This is a genomic window from Rugamonas rivuli (assembly GCF_009380165.1).
Taxonomy (GTDB): domain Bacteria; phylum Pseudomonadota; class Gammaproteobacteria; order Burkholderiales; family Burkholderiaceae_D; genus Rugamonas; species Rugamonas rivuli.
Genome location: NZ_WHUF01000004.1, coordinates 457069 through 479685, shown reverse-complemented (window position 1 = coordinate 479685; position 22617 = coordinate 457069). Strand labels below are relative to the sequence as shown.

General features: G+C 64.3%; 19 protein-coding genes. 10 read left to right on the top strand and 9 right to left on the bottom strand.

Annotated features, from left to right (window positions below):
• Window positions 1-193: 193 nt before the first annotated feature.
• Together GEV01_RS17110 and GEV01_RS17105 are read left to right on the top strand one after the other, a co-directional pair.
• Window positions 194-478 carry a helix-turn-helix domain-containing protein gene (locus GEV01_RS17110; RefSeq protein ID WP_152806587.1) on the top strand — a complete coding sequence of 95 codons (285 nt, stop codon included), beginning with the start codon at window positions 194-196 and terminating at the stop codon, window positions 476-478.
• Window positions 479-1789 (top strand): type II toxin-antitoxin system HipA family toxin, encoded by a 1311-nt coding sequence (locus GEV01_RS17105; RefSeq protein WP_152806585.1) that lies wholly within the window; start codon window positions 479-481, stop codon window positions 1787-1789.
• A gap of 13 nt (window positions 1790-1802) precedes the next feature.
• On the opposite strand, the gene GEV01_RS17100 is transcribed toward GEV01_RS17105, so the two are convergent.
• On the bottom strand, window positions 1803-2675 hold the full coding sequence (locus GEV01_RS17100) for a LysR family transcriptional regulator (RefSeq protein ID WP_152806583.1): 873 nt from the start codon (window positions 2673-2675) through the stop codon (window positions 1803-1805).
• A 91-nt stretch (window positions 2676-2766) separates the two neighbouring features.
• Here GEV01_RS17100 and GEV01_RS17095 point away from each other — a divergent pair, with 91 nt between their 5' ends.
• Window positions 2767-3555, top strand: coding sequence for an SDR family NAD(P)-dependent oxidoreductase (locus GEV01_RS17095; protein ID WP_152806581.1), 789 nt, complete (start codon window positions 2767-2769; stop codon window positions 3553-3555).
• Window positions 3556-3560: 5 nt separating this feature from the next.
• Here GEV01_RS17095 and GEV01_RS17090 read toward each other — a convergent pair whose 3' ends face one another.
• Both GEV01_RS17090 and GEV01_RS17085 read right to left on the bottom strand, forming a co-directional pair.
• Window positions 3561-4184 (bottom strand): hypothetical protein, encoded by a 624-nt coding sequence (locus GEV01_RS17090; protein ID WP_152806579.1) that lies wholly within the window; start codon window positions 4182-4184, stop codon window positions 3561-3563.
• Between the two features lie 54 nt (window positions 4185-4238).
• Window positions 4239-5126 carry a bifunctional helix-turn-helix transcriptional regulator/GNAT family N-acetyltransferase gene (locus GEV01_RS17085; RefSeq protein WP_152806577.1) on the bottom strand — a complete coding sequence of 296 codons (888 nt, stop codon included), beginning with the start codon at window positions 5124-5126 and terminating at the stop codon, window positions 4239-4241.
• A 102-nt stretch (window positions 5127-5228) separates the two neighbouring features.
• Between GEV01_RS17085 and GEV01_RS17080 the strand changes: the two genes are divergently transcribed.
• Together GEV01_RS17080 and GEV01_RS17075 are read left to right on the top strand one after the other, a co-directional pair.
• Window positions 5229-5591, top strand: coding sequence for a DUF5710 domain-containing protein (locus GEV01_RS17080; RefSeq protein ID WP_152806575.1), 363 nt, complete (start codon window positions 5229-5231; stop codon window positions 5589-5591).
• Between the two features lies 1 nt (window position 5592).
• Window positions 5593-6654 carry a histone methylation protein DOT1-like protein gene (locus GEV01_RS17075; protein WP_152806573.1) on the top strand — a complete coding sequence of 354 codons (1062 nt, stop codon included), beginning with the start codon at window positions 5593-5595 and terminating at the stop codon, window positions 6652-6654.
• Here GEV01_RS17075 and GEV01_RS17070 read toward each other — a convergent pair.
• On the bottom strand, window positions 6651-7535 hold the full coding sequence (locus tag GEV01_RS17070) for a LysR family transcriptional regulator ArgP (protein WP_152806571.1): 885 nt from the start codon (window positions 7533-7535) through the stop codon (window positions 6651-6653). The two genes, GEV01_RS17075 and GEV01_RS17070, sit on opposite strands and share 4 nt — an antisense overlap.
• Window positions 7536-7623: 88 nt before the next feature.
• Here GEV01_RS17070 and GEV01_RS17065 point away from each other — a divergent pair, with 88 nt between their 5' ends.
• Both GEV01_RS17065 and GEV01_RS17060 read left to right on the top strand, forming a co-directional pair.
• Window positions 7624-8229, top strand: coding sequence for a LysE/ArgO family amino acid transporter (locus GEV01_RS17065; protein WP_152806569.1), 606 nt, complete (start codon window positions 7624-7626; stop codon window positions 8227-8229).
• Between the two features lie 811 nt (window positions 8230-9040).
• Window positions 9041-10780, top strand: coding sequence for a putative bifunctional diguanylate cyclase/phosphodiesterase (locus tag GEV01_RS17060; protein ID WP_235914400.1), 1740 nt, complete (start codon window positions 9041-9043; stop codon window positions 10778-10780).
• On the opposite strand, the gene GEV01_RS17055 is transcribed toward GEV01_RS17060, so the two are convergent.
• Both GEV01_RS17055 and GEV01_RS17050 read right to left on the bottom strand, forming a co-directional pair.
• Window positions 10773-11096: a hypothetical protein gene (locus GEV01_RS17055; RefSeq protein WP_152806565.1), complete on the bottom strand. Its 324-nt coding sequence runs from the start codon at window positions 11094-11096 to the stop codon at window positions 10773-10775. The two genes, GEV01_RS17060 and GEV01_RS17055, sit on opposite strands and share 8 nt — an antisense overlap.
• A 38-nt stretch (window positions 11097-11134) precedes the next feature.
• Window positions 11135-12415: an NRAMP family divalent metal transporter gene (locus GEV01_RS17050; protein WP_152806563.1), complete on the bottom strand. Its 1281-nt coding sequence runs from the start codon at window positions 12413-12415 to the stop codon at window positions 11135-11137.
• Window positions 12416-12635: 220 nt separating this feature from the next.
• On the opposite strand from GEV01_RS17050, the gene GEV01_RS17045 reads away from it, so the two are divergent.
• Window positions 12636-14864: a TonB-dependent receptor gene (locus GEV01_RS17045; protein ID WP_235914399.1), complete on the top strand. Its 2229-nt coding sequence runs from the start codon at window positions 12636-12638 to the stop codon at window positions 14862-14864.
• A gap of 125 nt (window positions 14865-14989) precedes the next feature.
• A complete protein-coding gene (locus GEV01_RS17040; RefSeq protein ID WP_152806559.1) occupies window positions 14990-16657 on the top strand; it encodes a methyl-accepting chemotaxis protein in 1668 nt (555 codons plus the stop codon).
• Window positions 16658-16698: 41 nt separating this feature from the next.
• Here GEV01_RS17040 and GEV01_RS17035 read toward each other — a convergent pair whose 3' ends face one another.
• Genes GEV01_RS17035 through GEV01_RS17025 form a run of 3 tightly spaced genes read right to left on the bottom strand, consistent with a single transcriptional unit; the run spans window position 16699 to window position 20695 of the window.
• Entirely contained in the window at window positions 16699-17361 is a 663-nt protein-coding gene (locus GEV01_RS17035; RefSeq protein ID WP_152806557.1) for a dihydrofolate reductase family protein, read from the bottom strand.
• A 32-nt stretch (window positions 17362-17393) separates the two neighbouring features.
• Window positions 17394-17579 carry an oxidoreductase-like domain-containing protein gene (locus GEV01_RS17030; RefSeq protein ID WP_152806555.1) on the bottom strand — a complete coding sequence of 62 codons (186 nt, stop codon included), beginning with the start codon at window positions 17577-17579 and terminating at the stop codon, window positions 17394-17396.
• Between the two features lie 8 nt (window positions 17580-17587).
• Entirely contained in the window at window positions 17588-20695 is a 3108-nt protein-coding gene (locus GEV01_RS17025; RefSeq protein WP_152806553.1) for a ligand-binding sensor domain-containing diguanylate cyclase, read from the bottom strand.
• A 274-nt stretch (window positions 20696-20969) separates the two neighbouring features.
• Here GEV01_RS17025 and GEV01_RS17020 point away from each other — a divergent pair, with 274 nt between their 5' ends.
• Entirely contained in the window at window positions 20970-22598 is a 1629-nt protein-coding gene (locus GEV01_RS17020; protein ID WP_152806550.1) for a DEAD/DEAH box helicase, read from the top strand.
• Window positions 22599-22617 lie beyond the last annotated feature (19 nt).

The following is a 22617-nucleotide window of genomic DNA, read 5'->3' as shown; positions in this document are numbered from 1 at the left end:
AGGCCCACCAAATTTCACATGAAAATCAAAGCACCTGGATGGGTTACTGTCCAGGTGCTTTTTTCATGGGCTTGCCGGGTTTGTTCTTTCACGTAATATGATTGGATGTTATTACGTCTTTCCATAAAATTGCTTTCTCAATAATTTACATTTTGATGTAAAATTTTAGAGCTAATTTATCTGAAAGAATAAAATGAAGGTCTCCGAGCAATTACAACTGCGTCGCCGCGAGTTGGGGAAGACGCTGCAGACCATCTCGGATCTGACGGCGATGAGCGTGCCACAGGTCAGCAACGTGCTGGGCGGGAAAGTGGATTCCAGGCTCAGCACCGTCGAGGCGCTGGCCGACGCCATGGATGCGAGCCTGGTCCTGATACCCAAGCATCTGCTCCCCGAGGTTGCCCGCCTTTTGTCCGGCAAAACCATCGGGCCGGACGATGTTCCATCAACGGTCGACCGGCTTCTGCAGGGGGCTTAATTGAGCAAGGCGTTGAAACCGCGATATCTGGAAGTGTGGCTACGCGGGCAGCAGGTCGGCTGGCTGTGCGAAGCAGGACGGGTAACGCGCTTCATCGCTACCGAGCAATACCTGGCCGATACGCGGCGCGCTACCCTGTCGCTTTCCATGACGCTGCCGGGCGCCGAGCAAGTGACGCAGGAAACGCTGAAAAACTACTTCGATCCAGCGCTGTACCGCGAGCGCGGCGAGTTGCCGCCATTCTTTGCGGGCCTGTTGCCAGAAGGGCCGCTCCGTCGCCGGCTGGCGGCTACGCGCAAGAGCGACCTCGACATGGACGACTTTGGCATCCTGGCCGCCGCCGGCGAAGACTTGCCAGGCGCGGCCACCGTGGTGCCGGCCAACCTCGATAATCTGACTGCAGCCGCCCGCGCATATGGCGTCACGGGTGGCGCCGACAACCTGGAAATCGGTGTGCCCGAGCAGGCCGCCGAGGGCGCGGCGTCGCTGTCAGGCGTGCAGGACAAGCTGGCGCTGTCCCGCGCCAGGGATGGAAAACGCTGCTGCATGCCGGTCAAGGGCAAGCCATCCGACCTGGTTGCCAAGCTGCCGCTGGCCGGTGACGACTCGCAAGTGATGAACGAGTACGCGTGCATGACGCTGGCGGGCCTGGCCGGGGTCAACGTCGCGCAATGCAGGCCGGAGCCGATGAGTACGCTGGCCGGCTATCCCGAACTGGTTGACGCCTTGGGCCCCGGCACGCGCTTCCTGGCGGTCGACCGATTCGACCGTGGCCCCGGCGGCGCGGTGCACATGGAAGACGCCTGCCAATTGCTGACGCTGATGCCCGGCCAGAAGTATTCCGGCGCCAAAGAATTCGTCAAGCTGATCCAGGTGCTGGACCGCCTCGGCGTGCGCGGCATTGAGGATGTGCGCCAGTTCTTTATCCGACAGGCTGTCAACACGCTCATCGGGAACTCGGATGCCCATCTGAAGAATTTCAGCGTGCTTTACCACAATGGCGTCCGCCCCGAGCTGTCGCCGGCCTACGATATCGTCTGTGTGGCGGCACTGTCCGGCTTTCGCGGTTTCGGCGCCAATGTCGCCATCGACAAATTGCAGCGACAAGAAACCCTGAGCACCTACACCGCGATTGCCAGACGGGCAGGCATCTCGGAGCGCATCGCCAAGGCGGCTGTCACTCAAACGGTCGCGCGCGCCAGGGATCTCTGGCCCAAGGCCATGCAGGATCTGGCTGTGCCGGATGCGGTGCGCATCGAGATCGAGAACCGTTTGAATACGCTGCCGCTGGCACGCGGCGCAAAGTCCTGATCGAAACTCCCCGTCACCAGTTGCGGGCGGCGTCGATCAGCTGCTGTCGGCAAACGCTGGCGCGGCCGGAGGCGCCGCCTCCCTTGGCGCTGGCGATGTAGAGCGCGAACTGTGGCGCGCGTTTCGGCAGCGGCAGCGCGATCAGCTGTCCGGCGTGCAGCAGCGGCCGGCACAAACACTCCGGCACGACCGCCAGTCCGGCGCCCGCAGCTGCGGCCTCCAGCGCAGTTTGATAGTCCGGTACGACAGCGGACGGCAGCTCCGGACTGCTGCCGAACACCTCGCGCCAAAAGCTTGCCAGCGGCGGTACCGGTCCCTGCAAGTCGATCAGCGGCAAGCCTTTCGGCGCCGCCGACCTGGGCAGGCGGTCGCGCAAAGCCGGCGCGCAGACCAGTTGCTGGCGCCCTTCAAACAACAGTTCGTAGTCGATGCCTTTGTGCGGGATGCGCGCCAGCGTGACCGCCACATCGAGTTCGCGCGCCACCAGTGCCGCCACCAGCGCCGGCGGCGGCATCGCGCGCAGGTCGAGCCGGATCGCGTAGCGCGGCAGCGTGTTCAACGCAGACAGCAGCAGTCGCGAGAAGCCGCTGGTCGCGCCCACGTGAACCACTCCGGCAAGGTCGTCGCGCTGGCCGGCGCCGCTGCCGACCAGCGCATCGAGCGCATCCAGGTGCGGCCCCGCCTGCCGTTCGAGTTCGATCGCGGACGGTGTCGGCGCCAGGCCGCGCGGCAAGCGGGTGAACAGCTGCGACTGCAAGCGCGCCTCCAGTATCTTGATGTGGCGCGATACCGCTGGCTGCGTCAGTTGCAGCGCGAGCGCGGCACGCGAGATCGAATTGTGCCGGTAGACGCTGAGGAAGCTGCGCAGATGCAAAAGGTAAGACATCTTTTATTTTATGGTTAGACCAATAATTGATGATTTGATTTTAGCCTAGTCACTTTGTAATCTGGCGTCAAGCATTCACTGGAGACTAGTCATGACCGAAAAAGCAAACAGCCTTGTTCCCACCTACGCCGACCTGCGCGGCAAGGTGGCCCTTGTCACCGGCGGCTCGCGCGGTATCGGCGCCGCCACCTGCCTGGCGCTGGCGCGCTGCGGCGTCCGGGTCGCCGTCAACGGCCGCGACCGCGATGCCATCGCCACGACCGTGGCCGCGATTCGCGCCGAAGGCGGCGAGGCGTTCGCGGCGGCGGCGGATTGCGCCGACCTGGCCGCCGTCGAACGCATGCGTGACGCCATCGAGGCCGGGTTCGGCTCGCCCGAGTTGTTGCTGGCATTTGCCGGCGGCGGCAGCGGACGTCCCGTCCCTCTGGCCGAGATCACGGAACAGGATTGGCGCTCAAGCATCGATCACAATCTGACCTCGACCTTCTTCACGCTCAAGTGCTTCCTGCCGGCGATGATCGCGCGCGGCGCCGGCAGCATCGTCACGATGGCGTCGGCGGGAGGGCGGGTTGCTTCGGGGGCGCCGGCGGGCTACGGGGCAGCCAAGGCCGGCGTGATCATGTTGACCAAGCACGCGGCCAACGAGGTGGGACGGCATGGCTTGCGCGTGAACTGCATTTCGCCATCGGCGGTGCTGACCGAGCGCACCGCTCTCCGCATGCCGCCCGAGCAGCAGCAAGCGATGCTGCAGGCGTTTCCGCTGGGGCGGCTTGGGCAGCCGGACGACGTCGCGTCGGCCGCGTTGTTCCTGCTGTCCGAGTCGGCGTCATGGATCACCGGCGTCACGCTCGATGTGGCTGGCGGCCGGGTGATGACGTAAGCAGCCTAGTTTGCCGCCTCAGCCGCGCGCACGTCCAGCATCGCCACCACCAGATCGTCGGCGGTCAGCAGGGCTTTCGCCGGGAAGCCATCCTCCAGCGCGACCACCGCGCCGCCGGCGATCTGTTCGTTGCCGGCGGGGGAGGCCGGCATGAAGGCGAATTGCGGGAACTTGGCCTGGCCGTGCTGCGCGATGTCGCGCAGCGTGCGTGGCGCGGCGCGCAGCAGGCCGTTGCGCACGTGGCGCTGGCGCTCTTCGGTGCGCTCCTTGAGCAGCGCGCCCAGGCGCGCGATTTCCGTGGTCAGGCGGTCGGACTCGGCTTGCAGGTGGTGCAGTTCGTCGTCGCTGAGCGCGTCTTCCCACTGCGTCAGTTTCAGCAGGCCGCGTTTGTGCAGCGACTGGCGTTGCAGATCCAGGTCGACCGTGGCCAGCCGCGTTTGATGCGCTTCCAGATCCTGCACTTCCTCGGCGTCGCCGTTGGCGCGGTGCCATTTGTCGCTGAAGTCGAACACCAGCCCGTCGAAGTAGAAATACATCGGCAGGCCTTGTTCGAGCACTTGGCGGGTGGGCTGGTTCCAACGGCTGGCCAGTTCGGCCAGCGTCAGGGTGATCGGTTCGATGATGGGCATGGTTGTCGCTAGTTGAATCCAATCCCGGATTTTCTCACAGACGACACGGCGCCATCACTTTATCCGCTTGCGCATGAAGATGGTCGCCTGCGGGTTGTCGTTGTAGCGCGCGCAGCGTTCGTAGCCGAGCTGTTCGTACAGCTTGATGGCCGCGTGCAGGTCGTCCTTGGTGTCGAGATACACCGCGTCATAGCCGGACTGGGATGCGTGGCTTTCCAGCGCCTGCATCAGCGCCTCGGCCAGGCCGCGCCGGCGGAAACGGTCGGCGACATACAGCCGCTTGCACTCGGTCGCGCCGGCCACTTCCGCCAGCGGACGCATGGCCACGCAGGCGGCCGCGACGCCGTCCACGTAGGCGATCCACATGGCCGAGCTGGCATCGTCGAGGAAGGCGCGGATGGCCTCGTCGTCATCGCGCAGCACGACGTTGATGACGTCGAAATATTCGTACAGCAGATGCCGCGCATCGCCGAGCTGGGCGGTGGTGGCGCGCATCACGCGCGTGGCCGGCGTCGACAGGATGTGCTGCACTTTGCCCATCGCCTCCAGCAATTCCGTGCGCTGCGCTTCGCCCAGCTGGCCCAGCATGCGCACGGTTTCCGCCGAGGCGCGATGGTTGATGTCGGCGATGACGGCCTGGCCCGCTTCGGTCAGGCTTAGCAGGGTGGCGCGCTTGTCCAGCTCGGAGCGCACGCCATGCACCAGGCCGCGCTCGCCGAGCGAACGCACCAGGCGGCTCATATAGCCGCCATCCAGGTCCAGCTTGTTGCGCAGGTGGTTGGCGGTGCAGCCGGGATGCATGGACAGTTCGTACATGACGCGCCCTTCGCTGAGCGAATAGTCGGTGTCCAGGTAGCGTCCGCGCAGCAGCCCCAGGTGCACGGTGTAGTAGCGGTTGAACTGCCTGACGATTTCGGCCTGCTGTTGCATGTCCTGATGCATGGAATCCTCCAGATGCTTGCTTTTGGCAACTATATCGGCGATATGCGGTGCAGTCAATCATGTGCATGTAAAATGGCGGCTTCCTTTAGCGGAGTAGCCACGATGATGTTTTTAAAAGTTCCGTTTGCGGAAAAGGACGAAGCCAAGGCCTTGGGCGCGCGCTGGAATGGCGAGCGCAAGTCGTGGTACGTGCCCGACGGCAAGCCGACCGAGCCCTTCGAACGCTGGCTGGCGCCCGGCGGCGCCGATTTCGTGCCGGCCAAGGCGTCCGTCGCGCCGAAGGCCAAGCCGCTGTCGGTCGATTCGTATGTGGGCAAATCGGTGGTGGGCAAGTTCTACCAGGAACTGCCGCACGACTGCAATCCTTTCGAGGCTTGCCCGGTCTGCGCGCCGGCACTGGCCAGTTCAGGCTGGCAGGCCGCGCACGACAGCGTCGATCAAATGCTGGCCGCGCTGCGGGCCTGATATGCGCACGGAGGACAGGCCGGCCCGCTCCATCACCAGCTTCCAGCACCCGGACGATGTGTTCGAGGCGCTGTTTCAAAGCATCCAGGGCGGCGAAAAGCATGTGCGGCCGCCGATCGTGCTGACGCCCGATAGCCCGTTCCTCCAATTTATCGAAGTCGGCTACGCGCTGCGCGCCTGCCTGGAAGACCGCTCGCGGCGCGACTACCTGATCCAGCGCCTGCGTCCGCATCTGAGCGCCATCATCGGCACCCTGCCGGCCAGTCTGCTGCCGCACGGGATGTTGCCGCGCACCGCGCCGCCGCCGGGCTTCCGCCCGCTGGAGCAGATCAGCGACGCCGAAGTGCGCGCCTGGCTGGCCGAAGACGGCAGCCTGATTTACGGCGAATTCCAGCGCTACGAGCTGGACAACTATTTCGAGGCGATCGCCCCGCTCATCCCTCCCGGCGGCGTCATGGTCGATCTGGGTAGCGGACTGGGCAAGGTGGTGATGTCGGCGGCGCTGGCGTTTCCGTTCCAGCGCTGCATCGGCGTCGAGCTGATGGGCTACCGGCACGCGATGGCGATCGAGCGTCTGCATGTGCTGCTGGCGCTGGCACGCCAGGGGCTGGCGGCGCTGCCGTCGCCGCTGACGCCCGACACGCCGCTGCAGCTGCCGTTCGGCGGCCCCGCGCATGGCAGCCATCTGCTCGATCTCGCTGCACGCATCGCCTTCATCGAGGCGGACATGTTCAAGGTCGATGTGCGCGGCGCCAGCCTGGTGTTCATGTACAGCACCTGCTTCGGCCCCCTGATGGATGCGCTGGGCGATAAGCTGGCGCGCGAGATGCGGGAAGGCGCACTGGTCAGCACCACCACTTATGCGCTCAAACATCCGGCATTCAGGCTGCTGCATTATTTCCCTGCCGGCACCATCGCCTGGACCAGCGTGATGCTGTACCAGCGCGTCGGCCCGCTGGCGACGCTGGCGCCGGCCACCGCGCAAGCGGCCTATGAACCCGATCCTGAGGCCTGGGAAGAGCGCGTGCGGCGGGACCTCGCGGCGCTCGACGGCGCGGCTTAAAGCAGGTATTTGCGCGCAGTAGCGATCATATTGTCAGACAATGCGCGCGTAAATGCCGTCTGGATATCCCACATATGCCAGATCAGCGGCACGTCCAGATAGTCTCCCGGCGTGATTTCCACCAGCGTTCCCGCGCCGAGCTGCGGCGCGCATTGCAGCGCCGGCACCATGCCGTAGCCGAAACCCGCTTCGATAAACCGCACAAAACCCTCCGAGCTGGCGAAGGAATGGTGGGGATAGTGGCCGGTATAGCCGGTACGGCGGGCGATGTAGCGCTCCTGCAGCGCATCCTTGCGGTCGAAATTCAGTGCCGGCGCCTGCTGTACGGCCTCGGCCGTCATGCCGTGCGGGAACCATTGCCGGGCAAATGCCGGGCTGGCGACGCAGTGGTAGCGCATGACGCCCAGCGGCGTCGGCGTGGTTCCCGCCACTTGCGCCGCTTCGCTGGTGACGCAGCCGAATACCCGGCCCTCCCGCAACATCGTCAGCGTGTGATCCTGGTCGTCCAGGCGGATGTGCAGCAGGCAGGCGCCGCTGCTCATCAGCGGCGTCACGGCTTCCGGCACCCAGGTGGCGGCGCTGTCGGCGTTGACGGCGATGGCGATCTCCGGCCGCGCCTCGCCGGAATCCGGGCGGTGCAGCAGCGCCGCCTCCAGCAGTCGCACCTGGCGGTAATGGGCGATCAAACGCTGTCCGGCTTCGGTGGGGGCGGGCGGCTGGCTGCGGACGATCAGCAACTCGCCGGCGTTGTTTTCCAGCATGCGGATCCGTTGCGAGACGGCGGACTGGGTGATCGACAAGGCCACGGCGGCCTTGTCGAAGCTGCCGTAATCGATGACGGCGTCGAGCGCGGCCAGGCCGCGATAGTCTACCTGCTTCATTAGCGTCTCTAATATTTGGTCAGTATTATTAATTATACTTATCTTTGCGCACGATCTAAGCTGTCGGCATTGTTCAAGGAGAAAAAATATGGAAGCCACAGCTTTTTTAAAAGGAATCGGTCTCGGCGGCAGCCTCATCGTCGCCATCGGCTCGCAAAACGCTTATTTATTGCGACAGGCGTTGAAGCGGGAATTCGTATTAACTTGCATCGCCATTTGCGTCATCTGCGATGTTGTATTGATCGGTGCTGGCGTGGCCGGTATGGGCCAGTTGATTGTGGAAGCGCCCGCGCTTTTATTCTGGATTAAGATTGCCGGCGCCGGTTTCTTATTCTGGTACGGATTACGGGCTGCGCGCTCGGCATTCAATCCCGGCGTCATGGCTGCAAGTGAAAACTCCATGGCCGGCGATCGTCGCACGGTGATTGCGGCCATGCTGGCATTCAGTCTTTTAAATCCCCATGTTTATCTGGATACGGTTGTATTGCTGGGTTCGATAGGTGGACAGCAGGCCGGAAATGGCCGCTGGTATTTCGCGCTGGGCGCAATGCTGGCGTCGCTGTTATGGTTTGGCAGCCTGGGGTTGGGCGCCCGTTATTTAACGCCGGTATTTGCCAAACCACGAGCCTGGCAGATATTGGACGGCGTGATTGCGCTGGTAATGTGGGCGTTGGCTATCTCCTTATTTCTCTAAACACAATCCAGCCAACTGCGCTGGGGCGCTGCGCGCGGGTGCTTTGGGTCAAGCTGGAAACTGGCGGGAACGTGCTAATTTTTGGCATAAAAAACATGGTTACCCGCTCGGAGAGGCGCATTGTGCCAATCGGCAACACTCCGCTCCGGCCGGAATACCGCTGTCACAGCCGTTCAGCATACAATGAGGGGAGTTACTCCAATACAGTTCTTGGGCCAGACGCCGGCCGATATCTATGAGCACGGACCTCAGCAATTACGCCCATCTCTCCGCAGTAGCGGCTGCCTTTTCAGCTGACGCTATTCTGAGTACCTTACTTATTTTCCTTTGGCTAATGCAGCGCAAGGAAAAGCATGCCTTATTCTGGGGGCTGGGGCAGTTGTCGGTAATGAGCGGGATAGTTATCTGGTTTATCGGCGACCGCATATTGTCCGAAGCCGTACGTATTCCGCTTTGCGCCATCTTGCTCTCCGCCGGCATGATCGGATATTGGAGCGGAACGAAATTCTTCCTGGGTGAATTACACCGTTATCAAATCCGTTTGATATTGCCGGCCGGGTTACTAATATCCATTGTAAGCAGTGTGGTTTGGGTGGAATATCCCGATTTACTGGCGCCTGGCAGTGCCCTGATTTTAGGCTTGATGATGTTGTGGTGTGGGCAGCGCCTGATCAATAATAAAAACCGTTATCGCTTGCTCGGCATAACGTTGATATTAAGAGGCGGGTTTAATGTCCTGACCTCCGTCACGCTGGGGCCGGAGTTATACCTGATCTGGTTTATCGGCACCACGATATTAAAAACCTTCAGCATGCTTGGTTTGATTTATGCGGTGCAGGACGAGATTCAACAGCGGTATGCGCGCACCATCGATAGCCTGAGCAATGGTTTCCTGATCCGCGACCGTCGCGGTTATGTGATGGTGGCGAATGAACGCTGCGCAAGATTGCTTGGCTTTAACGGTCCCGCCGACCTGATCGGCCGCCACGTTTCCGAGTTGCTTCCAGGCCTCACGCGCCAGATGGCGGACCAGTACTTCAGCCATTTCCTGACCGAAGGCGTCCAGTTCCCCATCGTCGACACCACCATCCTGACTTTGCATAACGGCAATAAACTGCCCGTCGAGATGCTGGGCTCGCCGTACGAAGAGCGTGGCCGCCTGTATTGCCTGGTCCAGCTGCTGGACATCAGCGAACGCAAAAAGAAGGACGACCAGCTCTACCAGGCTGCCCGCATCGATCCCGTCACCGGCTATTTCAACCGCCACGCGCTGTCCAAGCGGCTGGAAGAGGAGGTCGCCAAAGCCGCCTCCAGTGTCTGCGAATGCGCCGTGCTGTTCATCGACCTGGACAAGTTCAAGCGCGTCAACGATTCCTTCGGTCATGCTGCCGGCGACGAACTGCTGCGCCAGTGCGCGCGCCGCCTGCACGGCGTGCTGCGCCCGCAGGACGTGCTGGCCCGCTTCGGCGGGGACGAGTTCATCGTCATCCTGCCCGGCTTGCCCATCGGCACCAGTGAGCAGACCGCCAGCGACTGCGCCACCGGCATCATCGCCACCATGGCCGACAGCTTCAGCCTGTCCCATCACGCGATCGGCGTATCGACCAGCATAGGCATCGCTTGCTATCCCTCGCACGGCAGCGATAGCGATACGCTCATCCGCAACGCCGATATCGCCATGTACGAAGCCAAGAAGGCCGGGCGCGGCGAGATGCGCTTCTTCAACGACGCCATGAACGCCGCCGCCAAGGATGCGCTGGTGATCGACGGCGCCTTGCGAGGCGCCATCGAGGCCGGCGAGTTCCATCTGGTCTACCAGGCCATCACCGACGCCCACACCGGCAAACTGACCAAAGTGGAGGCGCTGCTGCGCTGGAACAGCGCCTTGCTGGGCGCGGTGCAGCCGGACCGTTTCATCCCGGTCGCCGAAGATAGCGGCATGATCGTCGAACTTGGCACCTGGGTGCTGAACGAAGCGTGCCGACAGGTGGGGCAGTGGCAGGCCGGCGCGCTGGGCGGGATCACCATCAGCATCAACGTCTCGGCCTGGCAGCTGGCCGATCCGCGCTTCGTCGAACTGGTGCGGCAGGCGCTGGCCGCCAACGGCCTGGCGCCGCGCCAGCTGGAGCTGGAATTGACCGAAAGGGTGCTGATCGACGACGGCGGCCAGGTGCAGGCGGTGCTGGCGCAGTTGCGCGCGCTGGGCGTCAGCATTTCGCTGGACGACTTCGGCACCGGCTACTCCTCGCTCAGCTACCTGACCCAGTTCCACCTGAACACGCTGAAGATAGACCGCGCCTTCGTCATGGATATCGAGCACAGCGAGCGCAGCAACAACCTGGTGCACGCCATCATCGCCATGGGCCACAGCCTGGGCCTGCAACTGGTGGCGGAGGGCGTGGAGACCGCCGGCCAGGCAGCCATCCTGGAAAAGATGGGTTGCCACTACCTGCAGGGCTACCACATTTCCCGGCCCATACCGGCGGAGGAACTGCTGGTTTTTGCGGACGGCCTGCTCGACAGGCCGCACGTTGACAACTTCGCTATTTAGCCGCTGGGGTCGGCAGCTTTTGCGCCGCCTCCTCGGGCGTCAGTATCCAGATGCGGTCGATATTGCCGTTCATGTCCACCGTGTAGTTGACCACGATGTCGCTGCCGCGCAGCGCGGCCGGCATTTCGATCATATTGTCCTGGTTGAAGATGCGCGCGGCCGGCGACAGCTGGCGCGGCTTGCCGTCGATGCTGACATCGGGGAAGTAGCCGGGCGTCATCTTGCCGCGCAGCGCGTGCGGCGGGAACGGCCGCTCGAACGCCAGCGCCGACAGCGACAGCAGGCCGGCCAGCAGCAGTGCAGGGAATCGCAGCATAAGCAGCTCCACAAGTGACGAGGCTTCAGCTTACCCGATTATTTTCCCATCGTGGCGAACATCGCCAGCACGGCGGCGGCCATCACGCCGGTGCATAGCCAGCCCAGCACGCTGAGCCGGCGCGAGATCACCAGCCTGCCCATCACCGCCGGCCGCGCCGCCAGCAGCATCACCACCACCATGATGGGTACCGAGATCACGCCGTTGAGCACTGCGCTCCAGTACAGCGCGCGGATAGGATCGATGTCGGTAAAGCACAGCGCGGTGCCGATGACTGTGGAGCCGATAATGATGGCGTAGAACCTTGGCGCACCGGAGTATTGCAGCTCCAGGCTGTTCTTCCAGTGCATGGCGCCGGCGATGGCGTAGGCGGCCGAGCCGGCCAGCACGGGCACCGCCAGCAGGCCGGTGCCGATGATGCCCATGCTGAACAGCGCGAATGCGAAGTCGCCGGCTATCGGCCGTAGCGCCGAGGCCGCCTGCGCCGACGATGCGATCTGCGTGATGCCATGCGCGCCCAGCGTGGCGGCCGTGGTCAGCATGATGAACGCGGCCACCAGATTGGAAAAGCCCATGCCGACCACGGTGTCGATCTTGATGCGTTGCAGATTCTGCGGCGCCTGCGCCTGTGCGTGCTTGAGCGCCCTGGCCTTCGGGTCGGCGTGCAAGTCCTCGACTTCCTGCGAGGCCTGCCAGAAGAACAGGTAGGGGCTGATGGTGGTGCCGAAGACGGCCACCACCGTCGTGATGTAGGCCGCGTTCCACGACAGCTTGGGCAGCAGCGCCTCGTGCAGCAGCTTGAGCCACGGCAGCTTGAGCGTCAGCGCGGTGACGACATAGGCCAGTAAGGCCAGCGTCAGCCACTTCAGCACCTTGACGTAGCGGCTGTACGGCAGCGTCACCTGCAGCACCAGCGACAGCAGGCCGGCTGCGGCCGCATACCAGTGGGCGGGACCGCCGGCCAGCAGCGTCACAGCCTGGCCCATGGCGGCGATGTCGGCGGCGATGTTGATGGTGTTGGCCACCAGCAGCAGGCCGACCAGCAGGTACAGCAGCGGCTTCGGAAAGTGGCGGCGGATATTGGTCGCCAGTCCATGTCCGCTGACGCGGCCGATGCGCGCGCTGATCGCCTGGATGCCCACCATCAGCGGATAGGTCAGCAGCACGGTCCACAGCATGCCGTAGCCGAACTGCGCGCCGGCCTGCGAATAGGTGGCGATGCCGCTGGGGTCGTCGTCGGCGGCGCCGGTGATCAGGCCGGGGCCCAGCTTGCCCAGCCAGCCTGATTTGCCGGTGCCCTGCGGTTTAGTCATGTTCATGGCGTCTCCCTGTCGATGACCATGCTAGGGCTGACGCCCTCATGCGGTCCGTACGGCTGCGTACTTATCCTGGGTGAAGAAATGTTGTTGTGTCACCAAGTTGTCACATTCCCGTCATCGCCGCGTCATATGCAGTTCCTACAATCTTGCCAGTTTTGATTCCAGTCCAGTTTCCACTAACTCGCAAGAAAGAAGAACAATTATGCAACAGCGCTTCCCTTTGAAACCATTGTGCCTGGTGGTCCTGCAAGCCCTGGCTTGCCAAGCCTACGCCGCCGCTGACGCGGTCGATGCCGCCGCCGACAGCTCGGTGGCCGGCGCCATCGTCGGTCCGGTGCAAACGGTGGAAATCACCGGTCGCGGCCAGTCGCGTCAAGTGCAGAACATTAACAAGGCCGACCTGGCCGAAGCGCTGCCGGGCACCAGCCCGCTGAAAGTTCTGGAGAAACTGCCAGGCGTGAACTTCCAGTCCGCCGATCCGTTCGGCGCCTACGAGTGGTCGACCCGCTTCAGCGTGCGCGGCTTCAACCAGAACCAGCTGGGCTTCACGCTGGACGGCGTACCGCTGGGCGACATGAGCTATGGTAACAACAATGGCCTGCACATCAGCCGCGCCATCTCGTCGGAAAACGTCGGCAACGTCACCGTGTCGCAGGGCGCCGGCGCCGTCGGCACCGCGTCGACCAGCAACCTGGGCGGCACCGTGCAATTCTTCACGCTGGCCCCGAGCGAGCAGCGCGGCCTGACCTTCGCGCAAACCTTCGGCAGCGATTCGACCTCGCGCACCTTCGCCCGCGTCGACACCGGCCTGATCAACAACGTCGTCAAGGCTTACATCAGCGGCACCCGCCAGCGCACCGACAAGACCAAGGGCGCAGGCGGCCAGGACCAGGATCAGCTGAACTCGCAATTCGTGTTCAACTTCGGCGAAAACAGCCTGACCGGCTTCCTCAACTATTCCGACCGCCGCGAAGTCGACTACCAGGACGTGTCGCTGGAAATGGTGCGTCGCCTGGGCTACGGCTGGGACAACTACCAGCCTGACTGGCAGCGCGCGGTGGACGCCGCCAAGAACAAATTCAGCGGCGCCGTCAACAGCCTGGACGATGCCTACTACTCGGCCGGCGGCCTGCGCAAGGACACCATCGGCGGCCTGACGCTGAACCTGAACTTCACCAACAACCTGGCGCTGAAGACCACCATCTACCACCACGACAACGACGGCCAGGGCCACTGGTACACGCCGTACGTGGCGACCGATGCCGCCAACCCGATCTCGCTGCGCACCACCGAGTATTCGATCGGCCGCGACGGCGTGACCAGCGACGTGACCTGGGAAGTGGGCAACCACACCATCACCGCCGGCCTGTGGGGCGAGCGCAGCAATCACAACGCCACCCGCAACTACTACAAGGTGACCGGTCCTGCGGACACCATGTTCTTCCTGTCGAATCCGTTCCGCACCGACTTCAAGCAGAACTTCGTCACCACCACCTCGCAGTACTACGTGGCCGACACCCTCAGCGCCATGGACGGCAAGCTGAAGATCAACGCCGGCTTCAAGGCCATGGACGTGGACATCAAGGCCACCAACATCATCGGCACCCGCGCTGCCGGCGACCTCGACGCCGAGAAGAAATTCCTGCCGCAGGCCGGCTTCAACTACGCCATCAGCAGCGACGACGAAGTGTTCGGCTCGGCGTCGAAAAACATGCGCGCCTTCCAGCCGGGCGTCAACGGTCCGTTCTCGCAAACCCAGGCCGCCTACAACGCCGGCGTTGGCAATCTCAAGCCTGAAACCTCGGTCAACATCGACTTCGGCTACCGCTTCAAGCGCGCCGACATCCAGGGTTCGGTGGCGGTCTACAACGCCCGCTTCGATGACCGTCTGCTGAGCGTGGCTACCTGCGCCGGCATCGTCGGCTGCCCATCGACCTTCGTCAACGTCGGCAAGATCGACACCAAGGGTCTGGAAGCGATCGCCGTGTGGAAGTTCAACCGCGAAATCAGCTGGTTCAATTCCTACACCTTCAACGATTCCAAGTACAAATCGGACTACACCGACAACAACAAGCTGGTGGCCGTCAGCGGCAAGCAAGTGGTTGACGCGCCGCGTTCGCTGTTCAACACCGAAGTGTCGTATGAAAGCGGCACCTGGTTCGCTCGCGTCGGCGGCAAGTACACCGGCAAGCGCTACTACACCTACCTGAACGACGGCGGCGTGCCATCGTTCTGGCTGGCTAACCTGTCGGCTGGCTACAAGCTGAAATCGCTGGGCATGCTGAAAGACCTGTCGCTGCAAGTCAACGTCACCAATCTGTTCGATAAGCAGTACATCAGCTCGATCGGCACCAACGGCTTCCAGGCCAGCGATGTCGGCGGCACCGCTCAGACGCTGCTGACCGGTGCGCCGCGTCAAGTGTTCTTCACGCTGAACGGCAAGCTGTAATCCTGCGGCGGCGGCTGGCCACGCCAGCCGCTGTTGCTAGCCCAACACAGCCCTATCACGGCGCTGGTGGCGGCCCCCGCATCGTTGCATACTTGATAGTCCCGAGTAACGATGAGGAGACCGCCATGCAATGGTTTTACGACCTGAGAATCGCCACCAAGCTCATAGTTTCTTTCGGTACAGTTTTATTTCTGACGCTCATCATGGGCGTCTGTTCGCTTCTGTCGATGGGGCAAGTCAACCAGGCCTCCAGCGACCTGGCGGAAAACTGGATGCCCAGCGTGCAGGCGGTGCTGGCCTTGCGCGTCGATATCGGCGAACTGCGGCGCTGGGAACTGTCGCACCTGATGGTCGACGAAGAGAAGGCCATGGCGCAGTACGACCAGCGCATGAGCGCCACGCTGGCGGCGCTGGCGACCGACCGCGCACGCTACGAAAAGCTGATCTCCAGTCCCGAGGAAAAAGCCACCTACGAGCGCTTCGCGCAGTCCTTGCAGGCGCTGTTGAAAGACAACGACAAGTTGCTGGCGCTGTCCCGCGCCGGGCAGAAGGCCGAGGCGCGCGCCGTCATCATCGGCAGTTCGGCCGCCACCATCGGCACGCTGATCGAGGAAGTCAACCAGCTGGTCAAGATCAATATCGACGGCGGCAATGACGCCAGCGCGCAGGCCACCGCCACCTTCCACACGGCCCGCTGGACCGCGATCGGACTGCTGGCGCTGAACATCGGCATCGGCATCGTGCTGGCGCTATGGGTGGCGCGCATCGTCTCGGCGCCGCTGCGGGAAGCGGTGGTGCTGGCGCGCGGCGTGGCCGGCGGCGACCTGACGCGTTCCATCGCCGTGCAGTCGGCCTGCGAGACGGGCCAGCTGATGCAGGCGCTCAAGGACATGACCGGCAATCTGCAAAACCTGGTCAGCCAGGTGCGCAGCGGCACCGACACCATCGCCACCGCGTCCAGCCAGATCGCCAGCGGCAACCAGGACCTGTCGTCGCGCACCGAGGAGCAGGCCAGCTCGCTGGAAGAGACCGCCTCGTCGATGGAAGAGCTGACCAGCACCGTCAAGCAAAACGCCGACAATGCGCGCCAGGCCAATCAGCTGGCGCAGTCGGCTTCCGGCATCGCGGTCAAGGGCGGCGATGTGGTGGGCCAGGTGGTCGGCACGATGGCGTCGATCAACGAGTCGTCGCGCAAGATCGTCGACATCATCGCCGTCATCGACGGCATCGCTTTCCAGACCAATATCCTGGCGCTGAACGCGGCGGTGGAGGCGGCCCGCGCCGGGGAGCAGGGGCGCGGCTTCGCGGTGGTGGCGTCCGAGGTGCGCAACCTGGCGCAGCGCTCGGCGGCGGCGGCCAAGGACATCAAGCAGTTGATCAGCGATTCGGTGGAGAAGGTGGAGAGCGGTTCGCAGCTGGTCGACCAGGCTGGCGCGACCATGAATGAAATCGTCGCCAGCATCACCCGCGTGACCGACATCATGAGCGAGATTACTTCGGCCAGCGTCGAGCAGAGCAGCGGCATCGAGCAGGTCAACACCGCCATCGTCCAGATGGACCAGGTGACGCAGCAGAACGCCGCGCTGGTGGAGGAAGCCGCCGCGGCGGCGGAAGCCATGCAGGATCAGGCGGCCAGATTGAGCGAGGTGGTCAGCGTGTTCAAGCTGCAGGCGTCCAGCACGCCGCCGGCTCGCCCGGCGCCGCGCAGCAAGCCTGTCGCTGCGGCGAGGCCGGCGCTGAAGAAGCCGGCCAAGGCTAGTGCCACCGCCGGCGACGAGTGGGAAACGTTTTAAGCAAGCGGCGTATGGGTTCCCGCCTGCGCGGGAAGGACGGCTCAGGTGCCGGTGGGCTCCTGCCGCCGCAGCACGATGTGCGTGGCCTTCTCCGATGCGACGGAGTCCACGCATGTGTATCCAAGCGTCCGCAAGTCCAGGCCTTCGAACAGCGGCTCTCCCCGGCCTAGCAGCACCGGCGAGATGGCGATGTGCAGCTCGTCGATCAGGCCTTCGCGCAGATACTGGCGGATGGTGTCCGGCCCGCCGCCGATGCGCACGTCTTTGCCGGCTGCGGCCTCGCGTGCGCGGTCCAGCGCTTCGTGTATGCCGCCTGTGATGAAGTGGAAGGTGGTGCCGCCCTCCATCTCGATGGGCGCGCGGGCATAGTGGGTCAGGATGAAGACCGGTGTGTGGTACGGCGGGCTGTCGCCCCACCAGCCTTTCCAGTCCGGGTCCGGCCAGTCGCCGCGATCGGGCGAGAACATATTCCGTCCGAGTATCCAGGCGCCGATATTCTGAAAACCACGGGCGGCGAAATCATCGTCTATCCCGGTCGTGCCGCCGTCCTGGCCGAACAGCGCCTGCTGGAAGGTGCGTGTGGGGAGCAGCCACTGGTGCAGCTCCGTTCCGCCTATGCCGAGCGGATTGTGGATGTCCTGGTCCGGACCTGCGCCGTAGCCATCGAGCGAGATGGTGAAGCCTTCAACGCGAACTCGTGTCATCGTTTGCCTCCGTCTGGTGTTTGACTATGCTATCACTCATGCCCGGGATGGCGCTCCCGCCACGCCTTCAGTGCGGCGCGGTAGCGGTCCAGTTCATCCTGGTACATGTCTTCGACGCAGAAGGTGCAGCCGCTGTGGCAGCAGTCGCCCGGTTGCGGCGGCTGCGGCGCTTGCGGCTTCGGATCGTCGGCAGTGGTGGAGGCGGGGGTGTCGCTCATCGCCGTCCTCACATCGGCGGCATGGCCAGCAGCGCCATGTTGCGGCCTTTTTCTTTTGCACGATACAGCGCGCGGTCGGCCATCTGCACCAGCAGCTCGGGCGAGCTGTCCTCGGTCGGCACCATCACCGCCACGCCGATGCTGATGGTCAGGATGCCGAACGGCGATTGCTCATGCGGCAGCTGGCGCCGCGCCAGCTCGGCGCAGATTTCCTCGGCGATGCCGAAGGCGTCGGCGGCGTCGGTGGCGGCCGCCAGCAGCGCGAATTCCTCGCCGCCGTAGCGCGCCACCAGGTCGGTGGTGCGGCGGCCGTGCGTGGTGATCAGGTCGGCCACGGTGCGCAGCGTCGAGTCGCCGGCCAGATGGCCGTAGTGGTCGTTGTATTTCTTGAAGTAGTCGACGTCCAGCATCGACAGCGCCAGCGTCTGGCCGGTGCGCGCCGCGCGCCGCCATTCCGCCTCCAGCGCCAGGTCGAAGCCGCGCCGGTTGCTGACGCCGGTCAGGCCGTCGGTGGTGCTGAGCGCGGCCAGCTTGCGGTTCGATTCCTCCAGCTCGCCGGTGCGCGCGGCCACCAGCTGCTCCAGCTCGGCCTGGTGGCGGGTCAGGCGCTGGATGCGGATCTTGTAGGCCAGCAGCAGCGAGCCGACGATCAGCGCGGCGCCGCCGGCGCGGAACCACCAGCGCTGCCAGAACGGTGGCGTGATGGTGATGTTCAAGGTGGCCGGCTCCGGGTTCCACACGCCCAAGTGGTTGGCCGCCTTGACGCGGAACACGTAGTGGCCCGGATTCAGATTGGTGTAGCTGGCGCTGCGGTGGGCGGCGTCGGTCTCCACCCATTCGCGGTCGAAGCCTTGCAGCTGGTAGGAATAGCGGTTCTCGCTGGGCTCGGTGTAGTGCAGCGCGGCGAACTCCAGCGAGAACACCGTGGCCTGCGCCGACAGCGTCAGCGCGGTCGGCGACGTCACCGGCCCTTCGGCCTTGACGTTCTCGCCAGGCTTGCCGTCCTGCAGAGAATGATTGAACACGGTGATGTCGGTGATCGCCACCTGCGGCGGCACCGAGCTGGTGCGCACTGCCGACGGCGTCACCGCCGTCATGCCGTGCACGCCGCCGAAGTACAGCACGCCGTTCTCGCCCATCGATGAAGAGTTGACGGTGAAGCCTTCGGTCAGGCCGTCCGAGGCGGTGAAGCGCGCCACCTGGCCGCTGGCCGGATCGAGCCGGTACAGGCCGGCGATGGTGCTGCACCAGATCTTGCCGTCGAGGTCGTGCTGGATGGCGAGGATCTTGGGCGCGCGCATGGCCGCCGCGTACGACTTGAAGCTGATCTGGCCGTCCGGCTTGAACACCACCAGGTCCAGCCCCTTGCTGGTGCCGACCCAGATGCGGCCTTGCGCATCCTCGTGCAGGCTGGCGATGTTGTCGTCGCTGAGGCTGTTCTTGTCGTTGCCGGCGTGGCGGTAGTGGCGGAACTTGCCGGTGGCCGTGTCGAGCAGGTCGAGGCCGCCGCCATTCCATTCCGAGCCGGCCCACACGCGGCCGGCGCGGTCTTCCAGCACCGCCGAGGTGCCGTTGACGCTGCGCGTGCTCGGGTCTTGCGGATCGTTGTAGTAGATCTTGCGGGCGTCGGTCTTGGTGTCGTAGCGTATCAGGCTGTTGCCGGTGGCCAGCCACAGCATGCCGCCGGCGCCGGGCGCGATGGCGTTGATGTAGTCGCTGGCGGTGTTGCCGAAGTGGATAACCTGGAAGGCGCTGTCCGGCGTGTCCAGCCGGTTCAGGCCGTTCGACGTGCCCAGCCACAGCGGGCCCTTGCCGTCGTCGTCCTGGTACATGCTGTAGACGATGGAGTGGCTCAGCATGCCGGGCTTCTTGTCGTCGGCGCGGTAGCTCTTGATGACGGTGCTGGTGGCCGGGTCGTACAAGCTCATGCCGACGTTGCCGCCCAACCAGATGCGGCCGCCCGGCGCGCGGGACAGGCTCAGCAGCGCATTGCTGGCCGGCGCCGAGCGGCTGTCGATGCGGAATGGCACGTGGCGGGTGAAGCCTTCGCTCGACAGGTTGGCCAGGCTGATGCCGTCGGTGAAGGAAGCGATCCACAGCATGCCGCCGCGGTCCTGCATCACCGCGCGCAGATTGTCGCCGGGCAGGCTGTACGGGTCGTCGGCCGCGTGCACGAACTGGTCGAATTCGCCGTTGGCCTCGTTCCAGCGCAGCAGGCCGGCCGACAGCGTGGTGCACCACAGCGTGCCCTTGTTGTCGAGGTTGAAGTTGGTGATGCGGCTGTACGGCGAGGCGATCGCCTTGCGCGTGTCCCAGTCGCTCTTGCCGTCCCAGCGTATCACGCCCGATTCCGTGCCTATCCACAGCATGCCGTTCTGGTCGAACTGCAGCGCGCGCACGATGTTGACGCGGGCGTCGGGCTTGGGCGCCGGGTCGACCTGGTGGTGGCGGAAGCGGGTGGCGCCGGGCGCCAGGTAGTCCAGCCCGCCGGGCCAGGTGCCGATCCAGACGCCGCCCTTGGCGTCCAGCGCCAGCGCGTTCAGGTCGTTGCTGGCCAGGCTGTCGGGATCGGCGTCGTCATGGGCGTAGACGGTGAACTTGCCGGTGGCCGGATCGAAGTGCTGCAGGCCGCCCCAGCTGCCCACCCACATGCCGTTCTTGCCGTCGGAAATGATGTTCTTGATGATGCGGTGGTTCTTGGGCGCCTTGCCGGGCGGCGCGAACAAGGTGAAGTTGTTGCTCTCCGGGTTGAAGCGCGCCAGGCCGTTCTGGGTGCCGGCCCAGATGCGGCCCTGCTTGTCCTCGTAGATGGCGGACACGCGGTCGTGCGGCAGGCTGTTGGGATCGCCGGGGTTGTTGATGTACTTGACCGACTGGTAGCCGTTGTAGCGGTACAGGCCGTTGGTGTGGGTGCCGACCCACACGAAGCCTTTGCGGTCCTGCATCAGCGACAGCATCGACGGCTCGTCGCCGCCCAGCGGCCCCAGCTTCTTGAAGCGCAGCGACGGCGCCGGCGCGGCATCGGCCCGCGGGGCGAGCGGCAGCATGGCAAGCAGGGTGATCAGCAGCAGGAATGGCAGGAGCAAACGGCGTACAACCGGCGATGACAGGAGCATGGGGGGAATCCGATGGCGGGAGATTTCTGGTCAGATTAACTATTATACATACCATTGATGCAATGGTTTCGATATAAAAGCCGGTGGTTTTTAGCGCAGTTGCCGGAAATTAGGGTATAGTTTACGGCGCTCATTGTATCCTGCTGTTATCGCGTGCCGCCCCGCCGGTCCTTCCGCACTTCCTCCAAGTTGACCATCAGCCAGGGCCGGCAGTGCAAATATGTTGTTATTTGAAGAAAGCTTGGCTGTCCGCCGCAGGGCCGCCGCACACATTATGTCCGAAACCGAGATCATTACCCCGACCGTTATTGCGCCCGCTCCGGAAGCCGTGGCCGCCGAAGCCGTAGAGACTGCCGTACCAGCTGCGCCGGCGCCCGCCGAAGTTGCCGCCGCACCCGCCGCAGCCGCAGCCGCAGCCGCAGCCGCAGCCGTGGTTGCCGCGCCGGCCGCCGAGCCGTCCCAAGTCCGCTTCGCCGATTTCGGCCTGTCGCCGCACATCCTGCGCGCGCTGACCGACCAGGGCTATGTGCATCCGACGCCGATCCAGGCCCAGGCCATCCCGGTGCTGCTGCAGGGACGCGACGTCATGGGCGCGGCCCAGACCGGCACCGGCAAGACCGCCGGCTTCGCGCTGCCCATCATCCAGATGCTGCTGGCCCACGCCAGCACCAGCACCTCGCCTGCGCGCCACCCGGTGCGCGCGCTGATCCTGACCCCGACCCGCGAACTGGCGGTGCAGGTGGCCGAGAACGTCAAGGCCTACGCCCAGCACACGCCGCTGCGTTCGACCGTCGTCTTCGGCGGCATGGACATGAAGGGCCAGACCGTCATCCTGAAGGCCGGCGTCGAGATCGTCATCGCCACCCCGGGCCGCCTGCTGGACCACGTCGAGCAAAAGAACATCAGCCTCGGCCAGGTGCAGATGCTGGTCATGGACGAAGCCGACCGCATGCTGGACATGGGCTTCCTGCCCGACCTGCAGCGCATCATCAACCTGCTGCCGGCCAAGCGCCAGAACCTGATGTTCTCGGCCACGTTCTCGCCGGAGATCAAGAAGCTGGCCAACACCTTCCTCACCAATCCGGTGACGATCGAAGTGGCGCGCAGCAACCAGACCGCCGACAAGGTCACGCAAGTGGTCTACAAGGTGCCGGAAAACCAGAAGCACGCATTGACCGCGCACCTGCTGCGCCAGCGCGAGCTGAAGCAGGTGATCATCTTCTCCAACACCAAGATCGGCGCCTCGCGCCTGGCCAAGGGGCTGGAGCAGGAGGGCATGAAAGCGGTCGCCATCCACGGCGACAAGACGCAGCAGGAACGCATGGCCGCGCTGGAATCGTTCAAGAAGGGCGAGATCGACATCCTGGTCGCCACCGACGTCGCCGCGCGCGGCCTCGACATCACCGACCTGCCGTGCGTGATCAACTACGACCTGCCGTACAACGCCGAAGACTATGTGCACCGCATCGGCCGCACCGGCCGCGCCGGCGCCTCGGGCGACGCGCTGTCGATCTATTCGGACAAGGATGAACGCCTGCTGGCCGACATCGAGAAACTGATCAAGCAAACCATCCGTCGCGGCGAACTGGACGGCTTCAACCCTGCCACTAGCTATGGCGGCGACGAGCGCGGCGAACGCCGTCCGCGTCGTGAAGAGGGTGGCCGTGGCGCCTCGTCGTCGGCGCCTGCCGGCCGTGGCGAACGCAGCGACCGCTCGTCGCCGCGCGCTCCGGGCGCACCGGCTTACGGCGCGCGCCGCGAGAAGGTCGATCCATGGTTCCTGAAACCGTACGAGCCGGCCAAGGCGCCGGCCCCGGCGCCGACCGCCGCGCTGGGCAGCGCGGCAGCGGCCAAGCCCAAGCAGAAGGTTGCCTTCCTGCTGGGCGGCGCACCGAAGCAGTAAAAAGCCTCAGCCCCGGCGC